We start from the raw sequence: 19,990 nt of genomic DNA on the forward strand, positions 1-19,990 counted from the left end.
TGCCCGCAGGGTAGTGGGGTGGGTGCCCCGCCGGCCACCCGGGGCACCCCGCCGGGGTCAATCGGAGCCGGTGGTCACTCGGACTCGACGGTCACCGTGCTCGGCTTGGCGCTGCGCTCATCGGTGGTCGGCTTGCTGGGCCGCTTGCCGTTCTCGCCGGTACTGGTGATCTTCGTCGGAGTGGCGTCCCGGCCGGCGGTGCCGGGAACCGCGGCGACCGTCGGCTCGCCGTCCACCCCGGCGCTGGCCGTTCCGCCGTCCACCGTGGTCACCGGCTCGGCCTTCGGCTTCGCGGCACCGTCCGTACCGCCGGTCGGCTTCGTACCGTTGGTGGCGGGACCGCCGGCCGGCCTGGTGACGGCCACGACCGAGCCCGCACCGGCGACGGCCGGTTCCTTCCCGGCGTCGCTGCCGGCGGGGGCCTTACCGCCGCCGGCCGGTGCGGAGCCCACCGGCTGCGGTGCCGGGGTGTCGGCGGTGCGCGTCGGCTTCGGCTTCCCGCCGTTGCCGAGCGGACCCGTCCCCGGCCGGTCGCCGTCCGGGGACGGCAGCACCGCGTCGACGCCCACCGGCGTCGCGGCGCCCGCCCGCAGGGCGGTGACGTCCCGCTGCAACTCGTCGTGCTCCTGCCGCGCCTGCCAGGTGTCCTGACGCAGGTCGGCGAGCTGCTGCTGGGCCTGGGCGATCTCCAACATCACCCGGGCGAGCTGCTGCCGGCCGGCCGCCGCCTCCTGCTGGGTGGCGGCGAGGTGCTGCTGGGTGGTGGCGAGGTGCTGCTGGGTGGTGGCCGCGTACTCGTCGAACTGCCGACGGGAGGCGGCGACGTGCTCGTCGGCCTGGCGACGCTTCTCGGCGGTCTCCCGCTCGACCCGGTCGATCAGCTCGGTGGTCTCCTGCTCCACCCGCCGCCGCAACTCGGCGGTCTCCTGCTCGGCGGTGCGGCGTAGCGTCGCCGCGTCCGCCTCGGCGGCCCGGCGGATCTCGGCCGCCCCCTGCTCGATCTCGTCCCGCCGGGCGGCCCACTCCCGCTCCAGCTCGGCCTGCCGGGTGCCGTGCTGCTGTTCCAGCTCGTCGTGCCGGGCCTGGTGCTTGCGGTCCAGCTCGTCGCGGCGCTTGGCGAACTCCTGCTCGGCGGCGGCCCGGCGCTGGGCCAGCTCCCGGTCGGCGGCCTCCCGCCGGCCGTTGACCTCCTGCTCCACCCCCGCGCGCCAGGCCCCCAGCTCCTGCTGCGTCTGGGCGCGGGACTGCTGCACGTACGCCTCGGTTTCGGTGCGCATCCGCTGCACGTACGCCTCGGCCTCGGCCCGGCTGCGCTGGGCCGACTCGGTCGCCTCGGTGGTCAGCCGCTGCGCCTCCTGCCGGGCGCGTTCCCGGGTTGCCTTGGCCGCGCCGTCGGCGTCGTCGGTGACCTGCTTGGCCTGCTGGAGCGCCTTGGCGTGGGTGGCACGGCTGGTCTCCGTCGCCGAATCGACGAGCCGCCGGGCCTCCTGCTGCGCCTTGAGATGCACCTCCTTGGCGGCCTCGCGCAGGTCGGTGGCCTCCTTCTGGGCCTTGGCCAGCGCCGCCTTCGCCATCTCGCGGAGCTTGGTGGCCTCCTGCTGGGCCCGGGCGTGGATCTCCTTGGCGGTGTCACGGAGCTGGGTGGCCTCCTGCTGGGCCCGGTTCAGGGCCTCCTGGGCGGCGGTCCGCAACCGGTTGGACTCGTCCTCGGCGGTGGCGCGCAGCAGGGTCGCCTCGTCCTTGGCGGTGCTGCGCAGCCGGGCGGCCTCCTGCTTGGCGGTACGCACGGCGGCGTCCGCCTCGGCCTTGCGGGCCGTGGTGTGCCGTTCCTCCTCGGCTCGCCGGGCGGCGAGCGCGATCTCGAAGTCCTTGAGCGCCCGGGCAGCCTGCTCACGGGCCTCGTCGATGATGTGCTCGGCGGCGGCCCGACGGGCCTCGATCTCCTCGTTGGCGGCGACCAGGATCGCGTCAGCCTGCTCCTCGGCGAGAGCGAGGATCTGCTCGACCCGGGGGCCGAGGTGCTTGAAGGACGCCCGGTCCACCACCCCGACCTGCTTGCGCACCTGGGCGAGATCCCGCTGCAGGTGCTCGACCTGACCGGCCAACTTGTGGATCTGGGTGTACGCCTGTTCCCGCTCACCCGTCAGCGTGGCGATCTCGTGCTCCGCACGAGCGACGTACCGGTCGACCTGTCGTTTGTCGTATCCCCGCAGAGCGGACTCGAAGCTGGGCTCCGTGGTCACATCCCCGCCGAGAGCGAACAGTTCCTCGCCGTGCGACATGCCCCCATCCTCACACGCATCCGGCCCTCCGGGGGCGATACGGACGCCGCTGTGGGGAGCTGTTTCAGTGCTGTCCCGCGACAGGGTGTCACAGGGCGGGAACGGGCGCGGCGCGGGGGTGCACCGGTCATCCGGTGTCCCTCCGCGCCGCGACTCATGCCCCGTCGATGCGTTCGGTCAGCTGGCGGTCTCCGCGGTCGCCCGGGACTCGGCGTCGGCCTTCGCCGGCTCCGCCTTGGCCGGCGCGGCGGCCTGCTGCTGGGCCGGCACACCAGGCACGATCCCGGCCAGGCCGGAGAGCATCTGGCCGAGCTGCGAGGTGACCGCGTCCTTCTGGCGGGTGAGGTCCTCCACCTCGCGGCGGGCCGCCTGGGTGGTCAGGTCGGCCTCGGTGCGCGCCTCGGTGAGCAGCCGCTTCGCCTCGGCCTTGGCCTCGTTGAGGGTCTTCTCGGCCAACGCCTTGGCCTTGTCGACGGTGTCGTTGGCGGTGCGCTCGGACTCGACCCGGCGGGCCTCGGCGCGCTGCTCGATCTCCTTGGCCCGCTCCTGGGCGGCCCGCGCCCGCTGCTCGGCCTCGCCGACCAGCTTCTGGGTCTGCGCCACCTGGGCGGCGTGCCGCTCCGACTCCTCGCGCTCGGCCTTCTCCCGCCGCTCGGCGAGCTGCAGCTCCAGCGCCTGGAGGTCCTTGTCCCGCTTGTCGCGGGCGTCGGTGAGCAGCTTGGTCGCCTCGGCGCGCTTCTCCTCGGCCTCCCGCGCGGCCTTCGCCCGCTGCTGGGTGATCTCCCGCTCGGCGGTGGCACGCAGGGTGGCGACCTCCCGCTCGACGGTGGACTTCAGCTCGGCCACCTCGTGCGCGGTGACCGTACGCAGCTGCTTGGTCTCCCGGTCGGCGTCGGCGCGCAGCGTGTCGGCCTCCCGACGGGCCTGCACCCGGGCCTCGGCGGCCTCCCGCTCGGCGGCGGTGCGGACGGTGCCGGCCTCCCGCTCGGCGGTGGCCTTCATCGCGGCGGCCTCGGCGCGCGCCTTGTCGGTGATCTCCCGCGCCTCCAGCCGGGCAGCGGAGAGGATCCCTTCCGACTCGCGCTTGGCCTCGTTGCGGTGGTCGTTGGCCTGTTCCTCGGCCAGCCGGAGGATCTGCTCGACCCGGGTGCCGAGACCCGACAGGGTCGGCCGGCTGTTCTCCTCGAGCTGCTTGTTGGTGTCGGTGAGCTTCTGCTCAAGCGCGGCCTGCCGCTGCTCGGCCTGGCGGAGCCGACGCTGGGCGTCGTTCATCCGCTGCTCGGCCTCGGCGCGGGCCTGCTCCGACTGGGTCAGCGCGGCTGTCATCCGGCCGAGGAAGTCATCGACCTGGTGGGTGTTGTAGCCGCGCAGGCCCACCGTGAAGTCGGGCTGCGAGTTCGCGTTATCGAAGAACGCGAGAGGGGAGGACTGCTGCTGGGGCATTGGGACATACTTGCAGACCCCCCGGGGTCGTTCGCAAGAGCGGTGCCGAGCTTTCGTGTCCTCTTTACATGGTCCACCGGGTCGTACCGGCGGCCGGCACCAAACGGCGATCTTGGCTGGTCCGGGCGGCCCCGCCGCCGCTACCGCCCGCTATCCCGGCAGCGCCCGACCTTTTCCCCGCCAACCCCGCAATGGCACCCCCGCACAATGCCCCCACCACCCCACGAAAAGCCACCCCCACCCCGGACCGCCCCACCCCGGACCGCCCCACCCCGGACCGCTCTGCCCCGGTGATCAAGAGGTTTGCGTCAGGTCTGGAGATCAAGATGGCGCAAACCTCTTGATCAACACGGAGGGGCGGGGCGGGGGAGGGGGAAACCTCAGTGGGGGGTGTCGGCGGGTTGGACGAGTTCGATGAGGACGCCGCCGGCGGCCTTGGGGTGGACGAAGTTGACCCGGGAGTTGGCGGTGCCGCGCTTCGGGGTGTCGTAGAGCAGCCGTACGCCACGGTCGCGCAGCGTCGCGCAGGCGGCGTCGATGTCGGCGACGGTGTAGGCGAGCTGTTGCAGTCCGGGGCCGTTACGGTCGAGGAACTTGGCGATGGTCGACTCCGGCGACAACGGGGCGAGCAGCTGCACGCAGCCGCCCTCGGCGGTCGGGCCGACCGCCATCATCGCCTCGCGTACGCCCTGCTCGGTGTTGGTCTCCTCGTGAATGCAGCGCATCCCGAAGGTGCGCTGATAGAAGTCGATCGCGGCGTCCAGGTCGGCCACCGCGACCCCGACGTGATCGATACGGCGCAGCCCGATGTCTGTGACGCAGTCGGCAGCGGGCTCGACGGGGGAGTTCTCAGCCATGCCGCTAGTCTGGCCGAACAGCCGTTAAGGCGTACAGCTCGGTACCCCCCTCGGAGGCAGACAGTGGCATCGGTCATCGTCAGCGGCGCGCGGACCCCGATGGGCCGGCTGCTGGGCAACCTGAAGGACCTCCCCGCGACGAAGCTCGGCGGCATCGCGATCAAGGCGGCGCTGGAGCGCGCCGGGGTCGCCCCGGACCAGGTGCAGTACGTGATCATGGGGCAGGTGCTCCAGGCCGGCACCGGGCAGATCCCGGCCCGGCAGGCGGCGGTGGAGGCCGGCATCCCGATGTCGGTGCCGGCGCTGAGCATCAACAAGGTGTGCCTCTCCGGCCTGGACGCGATCGCCCTGGCCGACCAGCTCATCCGGGCCGGCGAGTTCGACATCGTGGTGGCCGGTGGCATGGAGTCGATGACCAACGCCCCGCACCTGCTGCTCGGCCAGCGCGCCGGCTACAAGTACGGCGACGTGACGGTCAAGGACCACATGGCCCACGACGGGCTCAGCGACGCCTGGGACTGCTGCTCGATGGGCGAGTCCACCGAGCGGCTCGGCGTACGGCACGGCATCACCCGCGAGGAGCAGGACGCGTTCGCGGCGACCAGCCACCAGCGGGCCGCCGCCGCCCAGAAGAACGGCCACTTCGCCGACGAGATCACCCCGGTGGTCATCCCGCAGCGCAAGGGCGACCCGCTGGTGATCAGCGAGGACGAGGGCATCCGGCCGGACACCACCGCCGAGTCGCTGGCCAAGCTGCGTCCCGCGTTCACCAAGGACGGCACGATCACCGCCGGCACCTCGTCGCCGATCTCGGACGGCGCGGCGGCCGTGGTGGTGATGAGCAAGGCCAAGGCGAACGAGCTGGGCCTGGCCTGGCTGGCCGAGGTCGGCGCGCACGGCAACGTGGCGGGCCCGGACAACTCCCTGCACTCGCAGCCGTCCAACGCCATCCAGCACGCCCTGAAGAAGGGCGGCCTGAGCATCGACGACCTCGACCTCATCGAGATCAACGAGGCGTTCGCCCAGGTCGGCATCCAGTCCGCGCGGGACCTCGGGGTCGGTGCCGACAAGATCAACGCCAACGGCGGCGCCATCGCGCTCGGCCACCCGATCGGCATGTCCGGTGCCCGGCTGGTGCTCACCCTCGCGTTGGAGCTGAAGCGGCGCGGCGGCGGAACCGGCGCGGCGGCGCTCTGCGGCGGCGGAGGTCAGGGCGACGCCCTGATCATCCACGTGCCGACCGACGTCCAGGACTGACCGCCGGCCGGGTTGGCGAGCCCCGCGGTCGTGAGCGAAGGTGGCGCGGTGGCGAGCGCGAGGAGTGAGCGGGGTTTGCGAGCCCCGCGGTCGTGAGCGAAGGTGGCCCAGTGACTGTCGAGAACGCCCCCGCCCCGACCGCTGTCCCGGTTCGTCGCAGTCGGGACGTACCGATGCTGGTGAGCCGGGCGCGCGAGGGTGACGCCCGGGCGGTGGCCCGGCTGATCACCCTGGTCGAGTCCGGCGACGAGGTGCTGCCGCAGGTGGCGGCGGCGCTCGCGCCGTACGCCGGGCAGGCCCAGGTGGTCGGGTTGACCGGCTCTCCGGGGGTGGGCAAGTCGACCACCACCAACGAGCTGGTACGGGCGTTGCGGGCGGGCGGGCACCGGGTCGGGGTGCTGGCCATCGACCCGTCCAGCCCGTTCACCGGCGGGGCGATCCTCGGCGACCGGGTCCGGATGCAGGATCACGCCACCGACCCGGGGGTCTACATCAGGTCGATGTCCAGCCGGGGCCATCTCGGCGGGCTGTCGGCGGCGACCCCGCAGGCGGTCCGGGTGCTGGAGGGCGCCGGCTGCGACGTGGTGCTGGTGGAGACCGTCGGCGTCGGCCAGGCCGAGGTGGAGGTGGCGTCGCTCGCCGACACCACGCTGGTGCTGCTCGCCCCCGGCATGGGTGACGCGATCCAGGCGGTCAAGGCCGGCATCCTGGAGATCGCCGACGTCTTCGTGGTCAACAAGGCGGACCGGGACGGCGCGGACAACACCGTCCGCGACATCCAGGGCATGATCGCGCTGGGCGAGCGCGGGCCGGGGCAGTGGCGTCCGCAGGTGGTCCGGTCGGTCGCCGCACGCGGCGAGGGGATCGACGACATCGCCGCCGCGATCGACAAGCACCGGGCCTGGCTGGAGCAGCACGATGAGTTGCGCCGCCGCCGGGAGAAGCGGGCCGCCGCCGAGATCGAGGCGATCGCGCTGGGCACCCTGCGCGCCCGGATCGGTTCCCTGCGCGACGGTACGGAGCTGCCGACGCTCGCCGCGAAGGTGGCCGAGGGGGCGCTGGACCCGTACGCGGCGGCGGACGAGCTGTTGGCCCAGATCAGCTCCTGACCGGGCCTGCGAGCCGGACACCACCTGCCCCTTTCGGGCGGCGTATTGCTGCTCTTGAATGCCGTGATGTACGCGTGTATACAGGAACTGCGAAACTGATCTCGGGCCCGGGCGCATTCTGCCGGCCGGGGCGCGGTCTCCGAACCGAGGAAGGGAAGGAATACCGTGACCAGGATCGGAACAATAGCCACCCGGCTCGGCGTCTCCGGCGCGCTCGTCGTCGGCGCGGTGTCGCTGACGTTGGCGACGACGACGGCCGCCGCGAGCGCAGGCTCGGTGAGCGGCGGTTGGTTCACCAACAGCACCTCCTGTTACCAGGCCGGCAGCAATGCGGTCGAGCTGCCGAATTCGCGGTACCACGACTACGCCTGCAACTATTCCGCCAGCCACAACCCGCACTGGCACCTGGTTCTCTACACCTGATCGGCACCGCGCCCGCGCGCAATGGGGACGGCCATTCTGCTGGCCGCCGGTGGTGTGTGGTCAGCCGGTCGGTTGCCGCAGGTACGGCTCCAGCAGCCCGCGCGCGAGCGAACGGGCCTTGGCCTCCCCGACACCGCTTTCGATCATGTGGGAGGCGGTGTAGACGATCGCCTGGATGAGTTCGGCGGTGCCGGCCGGGTCGGGTGCGCCGTGTTCGGCGAGGGCCTCGACGAGCGGAGCGCGTAGCTGTTCGTGGAGCCGACGGCTGGGTTCGGCGAGCGCTTCCGGGGAGGCGATCGCCGACAGTCCGCGAAAGACCGGGTGCTCGCCCTTGGCGACCAGGCGGAGGTTGGCCGCCACGTAGGCGAGGACCCGGTCGCCGGGGGTGGCGGCCCGGCGCATCCGCTGCGTCACGTACGTCGACCAGCGGGGGAGCAGGTCCACGATGACCGCGTCGAGCAGGTCGGTACGGGATTTGAAGTACTGGTAGACGCTCGGCCGCGCCAGGCCTGTCCGCGCGGCGACCGCGGCCAGGCTCGGCGCTTGCGACCCACCCTCGGCGAGGATCGACCGGGCGGCGTCCAGGATCGCCGCGCGTTGCCGGGCACGGTGCTCGGCGACGGTGGCTGCCTGGGTCTTCGGCACCGGCGGATCCTTCGGTCAGGCTGGCGTGAGCTTCCCGTCAATCATCTCGTAACCGTGTCGCAGTCCTGCGGACGTCCTGGTCGTGGGTGACCATGACGGTCGCGACACGGCGCTCCCGGGCCTCCCGGGCGAGCAGTTCGACGACCTCGTGGCTGCGTACCCGGTCCAGCGCGGCGGTGGGCTCGTCGACCAGCAGCCGGGGGTTGGTGACCAGGGCGCCGGCGATGCCCACCCGTTGGCGTTCGCCACCCGTCCTGCCCTCGCCTGCCCCGGTGATCAAGAGGTTTGCGTCAGTTGATCAAGAGGTTTACGTCAGATTTTGGTCGGATCATGACGCAAACCTCTTGATCACCGAGACGCAGCGTGTGTCGGGGCGAGGTGCAGCGTGGGGTGGGGTGGGGGCGGGTGGGTTCCCTTAGTGATCGTTCAGGTTTTCGTTCTACACTCGGGGTTCGGTCGAGGACTCGAGGAGGAGCCCCGCGGATGGACGCTGACGAGATCGCCGCCGGACGGGCACGCTGGCAGGCCCGGTACGACGCCGCGCGCAAGCGGGACGCGGACTTCACCACCCTGTCCGGCGTCACCGTGCAACCGGTGTACGGGCCCCCCGAGGGCACCGCGTACCCCGGGTTCGAGCGGATCGGCTGGCCGGGCGAGTTCCCGTACACCAGGGGGTTGCATCCGACCGGCTACCGGGGTCGGGCCTGGACGATCCGGCAGTTCGCCGGGTTCGGCAACGCCCGGCAGACCAACGAGCGGTACAAGATGATCCTCGGCGCGGGCGGCGGTGGGCTCTCCGTCGCGTTCGACATGCCGACCCTGATGGGGCGCGACTCCGACGACCCGCAGGCGCTCGGCGAGGTCGGCCACTGCGGGGTGGCGGTGGACTCCGCCGCCGACATGGAGGTGCTCTTCGACGGCATCGACCTGGCCGGCGTCACCACCTCGATGACCATCTCCGGCCCGGCGGTGCCGGTGTTCTGCATGTACCTGGTCGCCGCCGAGCGGCAGGGCGTCGACCTGTCCAAGCTGGACGGCACGTTGCAGACCGACATCTTCAAGGAGTACATCGCGCAGAAGGAGTGGCTGTTCGACCCCGAGCCGCACCTGCGCCTGATCGGCGACCTGATGGAGTACTGCGCCGCCGAGATCCCCCGCTACAAGCCGCTGTCGGTCTCCGGCTACCACATCCGCGAGGCCGGCTCGACCGCCGCGCAGGAGCTGGCGTACACCCTGGCCGACGGGTTCGGTTACGTCGAGCTGGGGCTCTCGCGTGGGCTGGACGTCAACGTCTTCGCCCCCGGGCTCAGCTTCTTCTTCGACGCGCACCTGGACTTCTTCGAGGAGATCGCCAAGTTCCGGGCCGCCCGCCGGATCTGGGCCCGCTGGCTGCGCGACGTCTACGGCGCGACCAGCGAGAAGGCCCTCTGGCTGCGGTTCCACACCCAGACCGCCGGGGTGTCGCTGACCGCGCAACAGCCGGTCAACAACGTGGTACGCACCGCCGTGGAGGCCCTCGCGGCCGTGCTCGGCGGCACCAACTCGCTGCACACCAACGCCCTGGACGAGACCCTCGCCCTGCCCACCGACGAATCCGCCGAGATCGCCCTGCGCACCCAGCAGGTGCTGATGGAGGAGATCGGGGTGACCAACGTGGCCGACCCGCTCGGCGGCTCCTGGTACGTCGAGGCGCTCACCGACGCCATCGAGGCCGAGGCGGAGGAGATCTTCGCCCGGATCCGGCAGCTCGGCGGCGACGGCCCGCACCGGATCGGCCCGATGACCTCCGGCATCCTGCGCGGCATCGAGGACGGCTGGTTCACCGGCCACATCGCCGAGTCGGCCTTCACCTACCAGCAGGCCCTGGAGAAGGGCGACAAGAAGATCGTCGGGGTCAACTGTCACACCGGCACGGTCGCCAAGGAGCTGGAGATCCTGCGCATCTCGCACGAGGTGGAGCTGGAGCAGCGCCGGGTGCTCGCCGAGCGCAAGGCCGCCCGGGACGACGCCGCGGTGACGGCGGCGGTGACCCGCATGGTCGAGGTCAGCCGCACCGGCGGCAACATGATCCCGCCCATGCTCGACGCCGTCCGCGCCGAAGCCACCCTGGGCGAAATCTGCGACGCCCTACGCGCCGAATGGGGCACCTACCGCGAACCCCCCCGCTTCTAACCCCCCCCGCCCCACCCACCCCCCAACCCCCACCCCGGTCGATCATGGAGTTGTGGTGATGGCAGAGCCCCACAAATGGGGCGCTACGCCCACCACAACTCCATGATCGACCGGGTGGAGGGCGGGCGCGGGGGCGCGGGGGTGGCGGGGGGCGGAACGGGAGGTGAGAGTGGCAACTGTGGGCGTTGTGGCTGAGCCGGGGACGGTGGGGATCGTGCGAGACTAGGTAACCATGAGCGACCCACGGATCACCTCGTCGATCTTCACCCGCGGCGCGGTCGACCTCAGCGCGCTGCGCGGCACCGCCCCGGCCAGTTCCCGTCCCGCCACACCGAGCCAGACCGGTGCACCCACCGGCGCACCGGGCGGTCCCGCCACAGGTGGCGGTGCCGCCGTGCTCGACGTGACCGAGGCGAACATCCAGTCCGGGGTGCTCGAACGGTCCATGACCACACCCGTGGTGGTCTTCTTCGGCGCGGCCGGCTACCCGGACAGCGACCAGTTCGCCCCGGTGCTGGAGCGGTTGGCCGCCGAGGGCGCCGGCCAGTGGGTCCTGGCCCGGGTCGACGTCCAGGAGAATCCCCGGATCGCGCAGATGTTCCAGATCCAGGCGATCCCCACCGTCTACGCGGTGGTCGGCGGCCGGCCGATCGACGCCTTCCCCGGCGTGATCCCCGAGCCACAGCTGCGCCAGTGGCTCGCCGCCGTGCTCAAGGCCGGTGGCGTCACCGTCGCCGAACCGGAGGACCCGCGCCTCGACGAGGCCGACGACGCGTTGATGAGCGGCGACCTCGACGCCGCCGAGCAGGCGTACCGCAAGATCCTCGCCGAGTCCCCGGCGGACGCCGCCGCCGAGGCCGGCCTGGCCCAGGTCGGGGTGGCCCGGCGGGTCGCCGGTGCCGACCCGCAGACCGCCCTCGCCGCCGCGCAGGCCAACCCCGACGACGTCGAGGCCCAGCTCCTCGCCGCCGACATCGAGGTGCTCAGCGGCATGGCCGAGCAGGCGTACGAACGGCTGGTCGGGCTGGTCCGGCGGACCGCCGGCGACGACCGGGACCGGGCCCGGCAACACCTGGTCTCGCTGTTCAGCATCGCCGGCCCGGACGACCCCGCCGTGGCCTCCGCCCGTCGCGCCCTGGCCAGCGCCCTGTTCTGATCCCCTGACATCCCGCGCGGGCCGGCCACCCGGCCGGCCCGCCGACCCATCGAGGACGGGAGCCTGTGATGCGCCGAATCGCCGTCCTCGACGCGCCGACCAACCTGGGTCTGCGCCCACCCACCTCCACCTCCGTCCCCGGCTGCGGCAAGGCCCCCGGGGCGCTGAGGGACCACGGCCTGCTCGCCCGGCTCGGGGCCCGCGATGCCGGCTGCCTCACCGCTCCCCGGTACGACCCGGGCGACTGGCGGCCCGGCGACGGGGTCTGCCACGCCCGGGAGATCTCCGGCTACTCGACGGCGCTGGCCGACCGGATCGGCGCGATCATCGACCGGGGCGAGTTCCCGCTGGTCCTCGGCGGGGACTGTTCGGTGCTGCTCGGCTCGGCGTTGGCGATGCACCGGCTCGGCGAGGCGGTCGGCGGGCGGATCGGGCTGGTCTTCGTCGACGGCCACTCCGACTTCCGGCACCCCGGCAACGCCTCCTACGTCGGCGCGGCGGCCGGCGAGGACCTCGCCCTGGTGACCGGGCGCGGGCAGGCCGACCTGGCCGCGATCGAGGGGCGTCGACCGTACTTCCGGGACATCGACGTGGTGGTGCTCGGCATCCGGGCGCAGGACGAGTACCGGCTCGACCTCCAGGCCGCCGGGATCATCACCCGGCCGGTGCCGGCCCTGCGCGCCGAGGGGGCCGCCCGCAGCGCCCAGTGGGCGCACGAGCAGCTGGCCGACTGCGCCGGCTACTGGGTGCACATCGACGTGGACGTGCTCGACCCGGCGGTGATGCCGGCCGTGGACGCCCCCGACCCGGGCGGGATCGCCTTCGCCGAGCTGGAGATCCTGCTCGCCGGGCTGGTGGACACCCCGCACTGCCTGGGCGTCGAGCTGACCGTCTTCGACCCGGACTACGACCCGGATGGCGCGTACGCCGCCGAGATCGTCAACACGGTCGTCGCCGGGCTGGCCCCGGTCGTCGCCCCGGACGCCGTCGCGCCCCGGCTGCTGCCACCCCAGCCGCACCATGCCGGGCCCGACCCGGTCGACGCACCGGGCCGCGCCGAGGAACCGGTCGCCTGACCGTGCCCCGGCCCGCCTGACCCCGCAACGGGGCCGATGTGGCGTGGTCCCGCGACCGGGATACCGCAACGTCGCCCCCCGTCGAGCGCGAGACCGGGCGCAAGGGCCGAACGCCGAGACCGGAGACCGGACGCCGAGACCGGAGGGCGGGTGCGGGAGGGGCGTCAGCGGAGGGCGCGGAGGAAGCGTTCGGCGATCGGGACGGCGCTGGCCGTACTCGATCCGCCCTGCTCGACGAAGACGGCGAACGCGACGTCGCCACGCCATCCGACGAACCAGGCATGGGTGTGCGCCGGGTCGTCGTCGTACTCGGCGGTGCCGGTCTTGCCGTACACCTGGCCACCCGGCACGTCGGCCAACGCCTTGGCGGTCCCGGCGGTGACCACCTCGCGCATCATCGTCTTCAGTGCCGCCACCGACTCGGCCCGCAGCGGCGGACCGGCCGCGGCGGGCGCGGCAGGGGCCGGGTCGAGCACCAGTTTCGGCTGCTCGAAGCGGCCCCGGGCGACGGCGGCGGTCACTCCCGCCATGGCCAGCGGGCTGACCACGGTGGTGCCCTGGCCGATCGCGGCGGCAGCCTGCTCGGTCGGCCCGCCGCCGGTGGAGACCTTGCCGGTGAAGACGTCCGCGCCGAGGTCCCACGAGCCCTCCAACCCGAGGGTACGACCGGTGGCGGCCAGCCCGTCCGGGCCGAGTTGCGGGGCCAGCGCGACGAACGCGGTGTTGCAGGACTTCGCGAAGTCGGTGCGGAACGGCACCTTGCCCAGTACGAAGTCGTCGGAGTTCTTGAACGCGCGGCCGTCCACCACGCTGGTCCTGGGACAGTCGACGATGGTCTGCGGGGTGACCGCCCCCTTGTCCAGCAGGGCCAGGGCGCTGACCGTCTTGAACGTGGAGCCCGGCGGCACCTGGGCGGTGAAGGCCAGGTTCTCCCCAGCCGACCCGGGGCCGTTGGCGGCGGCGAGCACCGCGCCGTCGCTGACCCGCACCGCCACCAGGGCCGAGCGTCGCTTCTCGCCCCGCAACGCACCGTCGGCGGCGTTCTGGGTGGCCACGTCGAGGCTGGTGCGGACCGGCTGGCCGGGGCCCGGCTCGTGCCGGAACGCCTCGGTGACGACGGTGCTGCCACCCTCGGGGGTGGGCCGGCGGATCTCCACGGTGGTGCCGGGGGTGCCGCGCAGCCGCTCGTCGTAGCGGCCCTGGAGACCGCCGTGGCCGACCAGGTCGCCCTTGGTGTACCGGTCGGGGTGGGCGGCGAGGTCGTCGGCCTGTGCCGGGTCGACCGTGCCGAGCAGGGCGCGGGCGAACTCCCTGGTCGGCGCCAGGTCGAGCTTCTCGGCCCGGAACTTCGTCCCCGGCAGGTCGTAGATCCGGGAACGGATCTGCCGGTAGGCCTCGTCCCGCAACGTCACCACCTCGACGAACGCGTCCGGATCGGCGTCGCGGAGCCGCTGCGGCAGGTCGGCCAGGTCGACCGGGGGGCTGATCGGCGGCCGGACCGCCCGGAATGCCGCGTCGAGCCGCCCCACCAGCGCCGCGACGTCCGGGATCTCGCCGGGTTGCAGTCCGATCCGGACCACCGGCCGGGGCGTCACGATCGGCTGTCCCGCGCCGTCGAGCAGCCCGGCCCGGGGCGCGGCGGTCCGCCGCAGCGTCAACCGGTCGCCCCTGGTCAGTTGCTCGTGCAGCACCTGCGGTTCCCAGATCACCTGCCACCGGTCGTCGCCGGCGTTCTGCCGCAACCGGACCGGCCGCTGGTAGGCCCAGTCCGCCCCGCCCGGCAGCGTCCACCGGATGTCGACCGTGGTGGTGGCGAGGTTCTTGGTGACCTCTGCCTCCCCGACGCGCCGCAGGGCGGGTGGGGTGGCGGCGAGGTCGCCGGAGAGGGCCTTGAGTTCCTCGACGACGGTGCCGGCGGGCACTCTCGTCCCGGTCGGGTCGACGAAGCCCACCTTGTCCAGATTGCCGGAGCGCCAGCCGGTGAGGAACGCGTCCACGCTGCCCGCCAGCGCGTCGTCGGTGGAGCAGCCGACGAGGGCGCCGGCCGCCAGCACGGTGGCGGCCAGGGCCGCGAGCCCCCGTCGCAGGGGCGTGCCGGGGTGGCGGTAGGGGTACGACAGGGGCATGGAGCTGCACCTTCCGGACGGCGGGCTGCCCTGCACGCTAGTACGCCGTCGCCGCCCGTACCGCCCCGCGCGGTCGTCGGGGCCGCCCGGCCAGGCCGTACGCGGGCGTGGACCGGCCGCCGTGACCACAGCGGGTCGGCCCCGGCGGGCGGCCCGAAGTGGTGGACCCACAGGTGTGATGAACATCCCGAGGCGGGGTACTCGGCACCCGGCCGATCGGGCATCTGCCACGGATGCCAGGCCAGAGTCTCGAACCGGGACGTCCCACCCCTGGTCCACCGACCGAGGCACGAAGCGGCAGGGCCTATGGTGGGGCGGCAGAGTGACCCACAACGCGGTGGGTCGTCGAGGGGAGTGGCACCGATGGACCGGCGTCCGGCGATCAAACCGGTACCCGACCTCCGGCAGAGCGACACCGGCCGGGACGACAGCTTCGATTCGGCGACCGACGGGGACAGCCCGCCGATCGACGGGGACGGCTACGGCCGACTCGACACCGGCGTGACCGGGATGACCGGTTCGAGCATCGACACCCTCTACGACCTGGGCCTTCCGGTGGAGGCGCTCGGCGAGGACGTGGAGGACGCCGAACTCGACGAGCCGGTGCCCAACGCGGAACGCCTGGTGGCCCAGGCGGTGGCGCTGGCCGGTGACGACCACGACGCGGCGACCCTGGTGGGCCGGTTCTGGCGGTTCGCGCCGGACGAGGAGCTGATCGGGTTCACCGCCGAGGAGATGCTCGACGCCGCGCGCGCCCACCGGGACCTCGCCCAGCAGCGGGTGCCGGGCGAGCTGAAGCTGCGTATCCTGCCCCCCGACGCCGACCAGCACCACACCGTCGTCGAGATCGTCACCGACGACATGCCGTTCCTGGTCGACTCGGTGACCGCCCTGCTCAACGCCCACCACCTCGACGTACACCTGCTGGTGCACCCGCTGGTGGTGGTCCGGCGGGAGCCGCTGGGCCGGCTGACCGAGGTCTCCGCCGACGTGGAGCCGGACGACGCGATCGCCGGCGACCTGGTGGAGAGCTGGATGCGGATCGAGATCGATCCGGTCCGCGACGCGGACCAGCGCGACCAGTTGCGCCGCGAGTTGCAGCGGGTGCTCACCGACGTGCGGGAAGCCGTCGAGGACTGGCCGAAGATGCGCCAGCGGGCCCTGGCGCTCGCCGACGAACTGGCCTCGGCCCGGACGGCGGACGACCGCCCGCCGGTGCCGGAGAAGGACATCACCGACTCGGTGGAGCTGCTGCGCTGGCTGGCCCACGACCACTTCACCTTCCTCGGTTACCGGGAGTACCGGCTGGTCGACTCCGGTGGGCAGGGCGGCCCGGCGTTGGAGGCGGTGCTCGGCACCGGGCTGGGCATCCTGCGGTCGGACTCGCCCGAGGCGCGGGCGCTGTCGTCGATGACGCCGGAGGCGCACGAGAAGGTGATGGAGAAGCGGCTGCTGATCATCACCAAGGCCAACTCGCGGGCCACCGTGCACCGCTCGGCCTACCTGGACTACATCGGCTTCAAGATCTTCGACTCTTCCGGTGCGGTGGTCGGCGAACGGCGGTTCCTCGGCCTGTTCTCCACCGCGGCGTACCGGACCAGCGTGCGGGAGCTGCCGGTGGTCCGCCGCAAGGTGGCCGAGGTGCTGGACCGCTCCGGGTTGAGCCAGCGCAGCCACTCCGGCAAGGACCTGCTCCAGATCCTGGAGACCTACCCGCGCGACGAGCTGTTCCAGATCAAGACCGACGACCTGTACCACGCGGTGGTCGGCGTGCTGCGGATGGCCGGCCGCCGGCAGCTGCGGGTGTTCCTGCGCCGCGACGCGTACGGGCGGTTCATCTCCTGCCTGATCTACCTGCCCCGGGACCGGTTCACCACCCAGAACCGGCTGCGCATGCAGGACATCCTGCTGCGGGAGCTGAACGGGGTCGGGGTGGACTACACCACCCGGGTCACCGAGTCGATGCTGGCCCGGGTGCACTTCATCGTCCGGACCGACCCGAACAACCCGCCCGGTGACATCGACGCCGACCTGCTCGCCGAGGAGCTGGCCGACGCCACCCGGCTCTGGGACGACGACTACCGGCTGGTGCTCGAACGCAAGCTCGGCGACGAGCAGTCCAAGCGTCTGTTCACCAGGTACGCCGACGCGTTCCCGGAGGGCTACAAGGACACCCACACGCCGTACGAGGCGATGAAGGACCTGGCCAAGCTGGAGCTGCTGGAGGAGCCCGGCCAGCTGGAGATGCACCTGTTCCGCAAGCAGTGGGCGTCCCGGGCCGGGCAGCCGGCCGACGAGGCGATGGACGTCCGGTTCAAGGTCTACCGGTACGGCGAGCCGATGATGCTCTCCGCCGTGCTGCCGGTGCTGCACTCGCTGGGCGTCCGGGTGGTCGACGAGCACCCGTACGAGGTGGACCGGATCGACGGCCGGGTCTTCCTGTACGACTTCGGGCTGCGCCTGCCCGAGGGGCACCAGGAGCTGGCCGAGGTGCGCCCGCACGTGGAGAACGCCTTCGCCGCCGCCTGGCGGGGCGAGGCCGAGGTGGACGGTTTCAACGAGCTGGTCCTGCGCGGTGGCCTGACCTGGCGGCAGGTGGTGGTGCTGCGGGCGTACGCGAAGTACCTGCGGCAGACCGGGGCGGTCTTCTCGCAGGAGTACATGGAGCAGACCTTCATCGCCTACCCGCGGATCGCGGCGCTGCTGGTGGAACTGTTCGAGGTGCGGTTCGCGCCGGACGGGCGCGAGGCGGAGCAGCGCCGGGAACGCAGCGCCGAGCTGGTCGACGCGATCGGCGTCGCCCTGGACGACGTGGCCAGCCTCGACCAGGACCGCATCCTGCGCGCCTACCTGACGCTGATCCAGGCCACCCTGCGGACCAGCTTCTACCAGAAGCGCGCCGACGGGCGGCCCAAGCCGTACGTGGCGTTCAAGCTGGACCCGCAGGCCATCCCGGACCTGCCGGCGCCCCGGCCCAAGTTCGAGATCTTCGTGTACTCGCCCCGGTTCGAGGGTGTGCACCTGCGCTACGGGCCGGTGGCCCGGGGCGGGCTGCGCTGGTCCGACCGGCGGGAGGACTTCCGGACCGAGGTGCTCGGCCTGGTCAAGGCGCAGATGGTGAAGAACGCGGTGATCGTGCCGGTCGGCGCCAAGGGCGGCTTCGTGCTCAAGCAGAAGCCGGGGGACCGGGACGAGGCCGTCGCCTGCTACCAGGAGTTCGTCGGCGCGATGCTCGACGTCACCGACAACATCGTCTCCGGTGACATCGTGCCGCCGACCGACGTGGTGCGGCACGACCCCGACGACCCGTACCTGGTGGTGGCGGCGGACAAGGGCACCGCCACGTTCTCCGACATCGCCAACCAGATCTCGGCGGCGCACGGCTTCTGGCTGGGCGACGCGTTCGCCTCCGGCGGCTCCGCCGGCTACGACCACAAGAAGATGGGCATCACCGCCCGGGGCGCCTGGGAGTCGGTCAAGCGGCACTTCCGCGAGCTGGGCCACGACACCCAGACGGCCGACTTCACCGTGGTCGGCGTCGGCGACATGTCGGGCGACGTGTTCGGCAACGGGATGCTGCTCTCCGAGCACATCCGGCTGGTGGCCGCGTTCGACCACCGGCACATCTTCCTCGACCCGGACCCGGACGCCGCGACGTCGTTCCAGGAGCGCAAGCGCCTGTTCGACCTCCCCCGGTCGTCGTGGGAGGACTACGACCCGAAGCTGATCTCCGAAGGCGGCGGGATCTTCCCGCGCGGTGCCAAGTCGATCCCGATCACCCCGCAGGTGCGGGCGGCCATCGGCCTGGACGACGACGTCACCCAGCTCAGCCCGGCGGAGCTGATGAAGGCGATCCTCACCGCACCGGTGGACCTGTTCTGGAACGGCGGCATCGGCACCTACGTGAAGGCGTCCAGCCAGACCAACACCGAGGTGGGCGACAAGTCCAACGACGCGATCCGGGTGGACGGCAAGAACCTGCGCTGCCGGGTCGTCGGCGAGGGCGGCAACCTGGGCTGCACCCAGCTCGGCCGGATCGAGTACGCGTCCACCGGCGGCCGGATCTACACCGACTTCATCGACAACGCGGCCGGGGTGGACTGCTCCGACCACGAGGTGAACATCAAGATCCTGCTGAACACGGCGGTCGCCGACGGCGCGCTGGACGTGCCCGCCCGCGACGAACTGCTCGCCCAGATGACCGACGAGGTCGCCGAACTGGTGCTGCGGGACAACTACGACCAGGCACGGGCGATCAACAACTCGCAGGCCCAGGCCGCCTCGCTGTTGCCGGTGCACCGCCGGATGATCAGCGAACTGGAGCGGGCCGGCCAGCTCGACCGGGCGCTGGAGGCGTTGCCCCCGGACGAGGAACTGGCGGTACGCACCGAGTCCGGGCTGACCGCGCCGGAGTTCGCGGTGCTGCTCGCGTACGTCAAGATCGTGCTGGAGCGGGAGATCCTGGCCGAGGGGCTCGCGGACGAGGAGTGGACGACCGACGTCCTGGTCAACTACTTCCCGACGCCGATGCGCGAGCGGTTCGCCGACCGGATGGCCCAGCACCGGCTACGCCGGGACATCGTCACCACGGTCCTGGTCAACGAGGCGATCAACCGGGGCGGCATCTCGTTCGTGTTCCGGGTCGTCGAGGAGACGGCGGCGTCGGCGGCCGACGTGATCCGGGCGTACGTGGTGGTCCGGGAGGTCTTCGGGCTGCGCGAGCTGTGGGACGCGGTCGAGGCGCTGGACAACCAGGTCCCGCCGGAGTTGCAGACCAGCGTCTACCTGGACACCCGCCGGCTGCTCGACCGGGCCGTCCGGTGGCTGGTGACCAACCGGCGCTCGCCGATCGACGTGCCCGCCGAGATCGAGCGGCTCCGCGACGGGGTGGCCCGGTTGCTGCCCGACCTCCAGGACCGGTTCCACGGCAGCGAGCGGGAGTCGTTGCAGGCGCACGTCGACGCGATGACCGCCCGGGGGCTGCCGGCCGAGCTGGCCGGGCGGGCGACCCGGCTGATGTACAGCTTCGGTCTGCTGGACGTGGTGGAGACGGCGCGGACCAGTGGCCGCGACGTCGGCGAGGTGGCCTCGGTCTACTTCGTGCTCTCCGACCGGTTCCGGGTGGACTCGCTGCTGTCGAAGATCTCCCTGCTGCCGCGCGAGGACCGCTGGCAGACGCTGGCCCGGATGGCGCTGCGCTACGACCTGTACGCCGCGCTGGCCGCGCTCACCGGGGAGGTGCTCGACTCCACCCCGGGTGACCTGCCGCCGCAGGAGCGGGTGCTCCAGTGGGAGCAGTCGAACGCCACCTCGATCCACCGGGCGCACCGGGCGATGGGGGAGTTCGACGAGTCGCGGGCGGACCTGGCCTCGCTGTCGGTGCTGCTACGGCAGATCCGTACCCTGGTGCGGACGTCCGCCGCCGCCTGACCGTACGCCGATCG

At 72.4% G+C, this 19,990-nt stretch carries 12 protein-coding genes and 1 pseudogene; 7 read left to right on the forward strand and 6 right to left on the reverse strand.

Annotation, left to right across the window (positions count from 1 at the left end):
• Nucleotides 1–74: 74 nt before the first annotated feature.
• The 3 genes from ACN267_RS30730 to mce all read right to left on the reverse strand — a co-directional run bounded on the left by ACN267_RS30730 (nucleotide 75) and on the right by mce (nucleotide 4,582).
• Nucleotides 75–2,282 (reverse strand): hypothetical protein, encoded by a 2,208-nt coding sequence (locus ACN267_RS30730; protein WP_421490212.1) that lies wholly within the window; start codon nucleotides 2,280–2,282, stop codon nucleotides 75–77.
• 177 nt (nucleotides 2,283–2,459) lie between these two features.
• Entirely contained in the window at nucleotides 2,460–3,725 is a 1,266-nt protein-coding gene (locus ACN267_RS30735) for a DivIVA domain-containing protein (protein WP_088642764.1), read from the reverse strand.
• Nucleotides 3,726–4,105: 380 nt separating this feature from the next.
• Nucleotides 4,106–4,582: a methylmalonyl-CoA epimerase gene (mce, locus tag ACN267_RS30740; RefSeq protein ID WP_204958020.1), complete on the reverse strand. Its 477-nt coding sequence runs from the start codon at nucleotides 4,580–4,582 to the stop codon at nucleotides 4,106–4,108.
• A gap of 63 nt (nucleotides 4,583–4,645) precedes the next feature.
• On the opposite strand from mce, the gene ACN267_RS30745 reads away from it, so the two are divergent.
• The 3 genes from ACN267_RS30745 to ACN267_RS30755 all read left to right on the forward strand — a co-directional run bounded on the left by ACN267_RS30745 (nucleotide 4,646) and on the right by ACN267_RS30755 (nucleotide 7,371).
• Nucleotides 4,646–5,839, forward strand: coding sequence for an acetyl-CoA C-acetyltransferase (locus ACN267_RS30745; RefSeq protein WP_421490213.1), 1,194 nt, complete (start codon nucleotides 4,646–4,648; stop codon nucleotides 5,837–5,839).
• Nucleotides 5,840–6,012: 173 nt separating this feature from the next.
• On the forward strand, nucleotides 6,013–6,948 hold the full coding sequence (gene meaB / locus ACN267_RS30750; RefSeq protein ID WP_239485213.1) for a methylmalonyl Co-A mutase-associated GTPase MeaB: 936 nt from the start codon (nucleotides 6,013–6,015) through the stop codon (nucleotides 6,946–6,948).
• Between the two features lie 165 nt (nucleotides 6,949–7,113).
• Nucleotides 7,114–7,371, forward strand: a complete 258-nt coding sequence (locus ACN267_RS30755) for a hypothetical protein (RefSeq protein ID WP_204958023.1) — start codon at nucleotides 7,114–7,116, stop codon at nucleotides 7,369–7,371.
• Between the two features lie 60 nt (nucleotides 7,372–7,431).
• Here ACN267_RS30755 and ACN267_RS30760 read toward each other — a convergent pair whose 3' ends face one another.
• A complete protein-coding gene (locus ACN267_RS30760; protein WP_421490214.1) occupies nucleotides 7,432–8,016 on the reverse strand; it encodes a TetR/AcrR family transcriptional regulator in 585 nt (194 codons plus the stop codon).
• A gap of 37 nt (nucleotides 8,017–8,053) precedes the next feature.
• Nucleotides 8,054–8,296 (reverse strand): hypothetical protein, encoded by a 243-nt coding sequence (locus tag ACN267_RS30765; protein WP_421490215.1) that lies wholly within the window; start codon nucleotides 8,294–8,296, stop codon nucleotides 8,054–8,056.
• 203 nt (nucleotides 8,297–8,499) lie between these two features.
• Here ACN267_RS30765 and ACN267_RS30770 point away from each other — a divergent pair, with 203 nt between their 5' ends.
• The 3 genes and pseudogenes from ACN267_RS30770 to ACN267_RS30780 all read left to right on the forward strand — a co-directional run.
• Nucleotides 8,500–10,188, forward strand: a complete 1,689-nt coding sequence (locus tag ACN267_RS30770; RefSeq protein WP_421490216.1) for an acyl-CoA mutase large subunit family protein — start codon at nucleotides 8,500–8,502, stop codon at nucleotides 10,186–10,188.
• Between the two features lie 232 nt (nucleotides 10,189–10,420).
• Nucleotides 10,421–11,344 carry a tetratricopeptide repeat protein gene (locus ACN267_RS30775; protein WP_204958026.1) on the forward strand — a complete coding sequence of 308 codons (924 nt, stop codon included), beginning with the start codon at nucleotides 10,421–10,423 and terminating at the stop codon, nucleotides 11,342–11,344.
• A 65-nt stretch (nucleotides 11,345–11,409) separates the two neighbouring features.
• A pseudogene (locus tag ACN267_RS30780) lies at nucleotides 11,410–12,345 on the forward strand (arginase family protein); the annotation flags it as partial.
• A gap of 239 nt (nucleotides 12,346–12,584) precedes the next feature.
• On the opposite strand, the gene ACN267_RS30785 reads toward ACN267_RS30780, so the two are convergent.
• On the reverse strand, nucleotides 12,585–14,546 hold the full coding sequence (locus ACN267_RS30785) for a penicillin-binding transpeptidase domain-containing protein (RefSeq protein WP_421490217.1): 1,962 nt from the start codon (nucleotides 14,544–14,546) through the stop codon (nucleotides 12,585–12,587).
• 363 nt (nucleotides 14,547–14,909) lie between these two features.
• On the opposite strand from ACN267_RS30785, the gene ACN267_RS30790 reads away from it, so the two are divergent.
• On the forward strand, nucleotides 14,910–19,976 hold the full coding sequence (locus tag ACN267_RS30790) for an NAD-glutamate dehydrogenase (protein ID WP_421490218.1): 5,067 nt from the start codon (nucleotides 14,910–14,912) through the stop codon (nucleotides 19,974–19,976).
• The last annotated feature ends 14 nt before the right edge of the window (nucleotides 19,977–19,990 follow it).

The organism is Micromonospora sp. WMMD734 (assembly GCF_049178975.1).
Taxonomy (GTDB): Bacteria; Actinomycetota; Actinomycetes; order Mycobacteriales; family Micromonosporaceae; genus Micromonospora; species Micromonospora wenchangensis.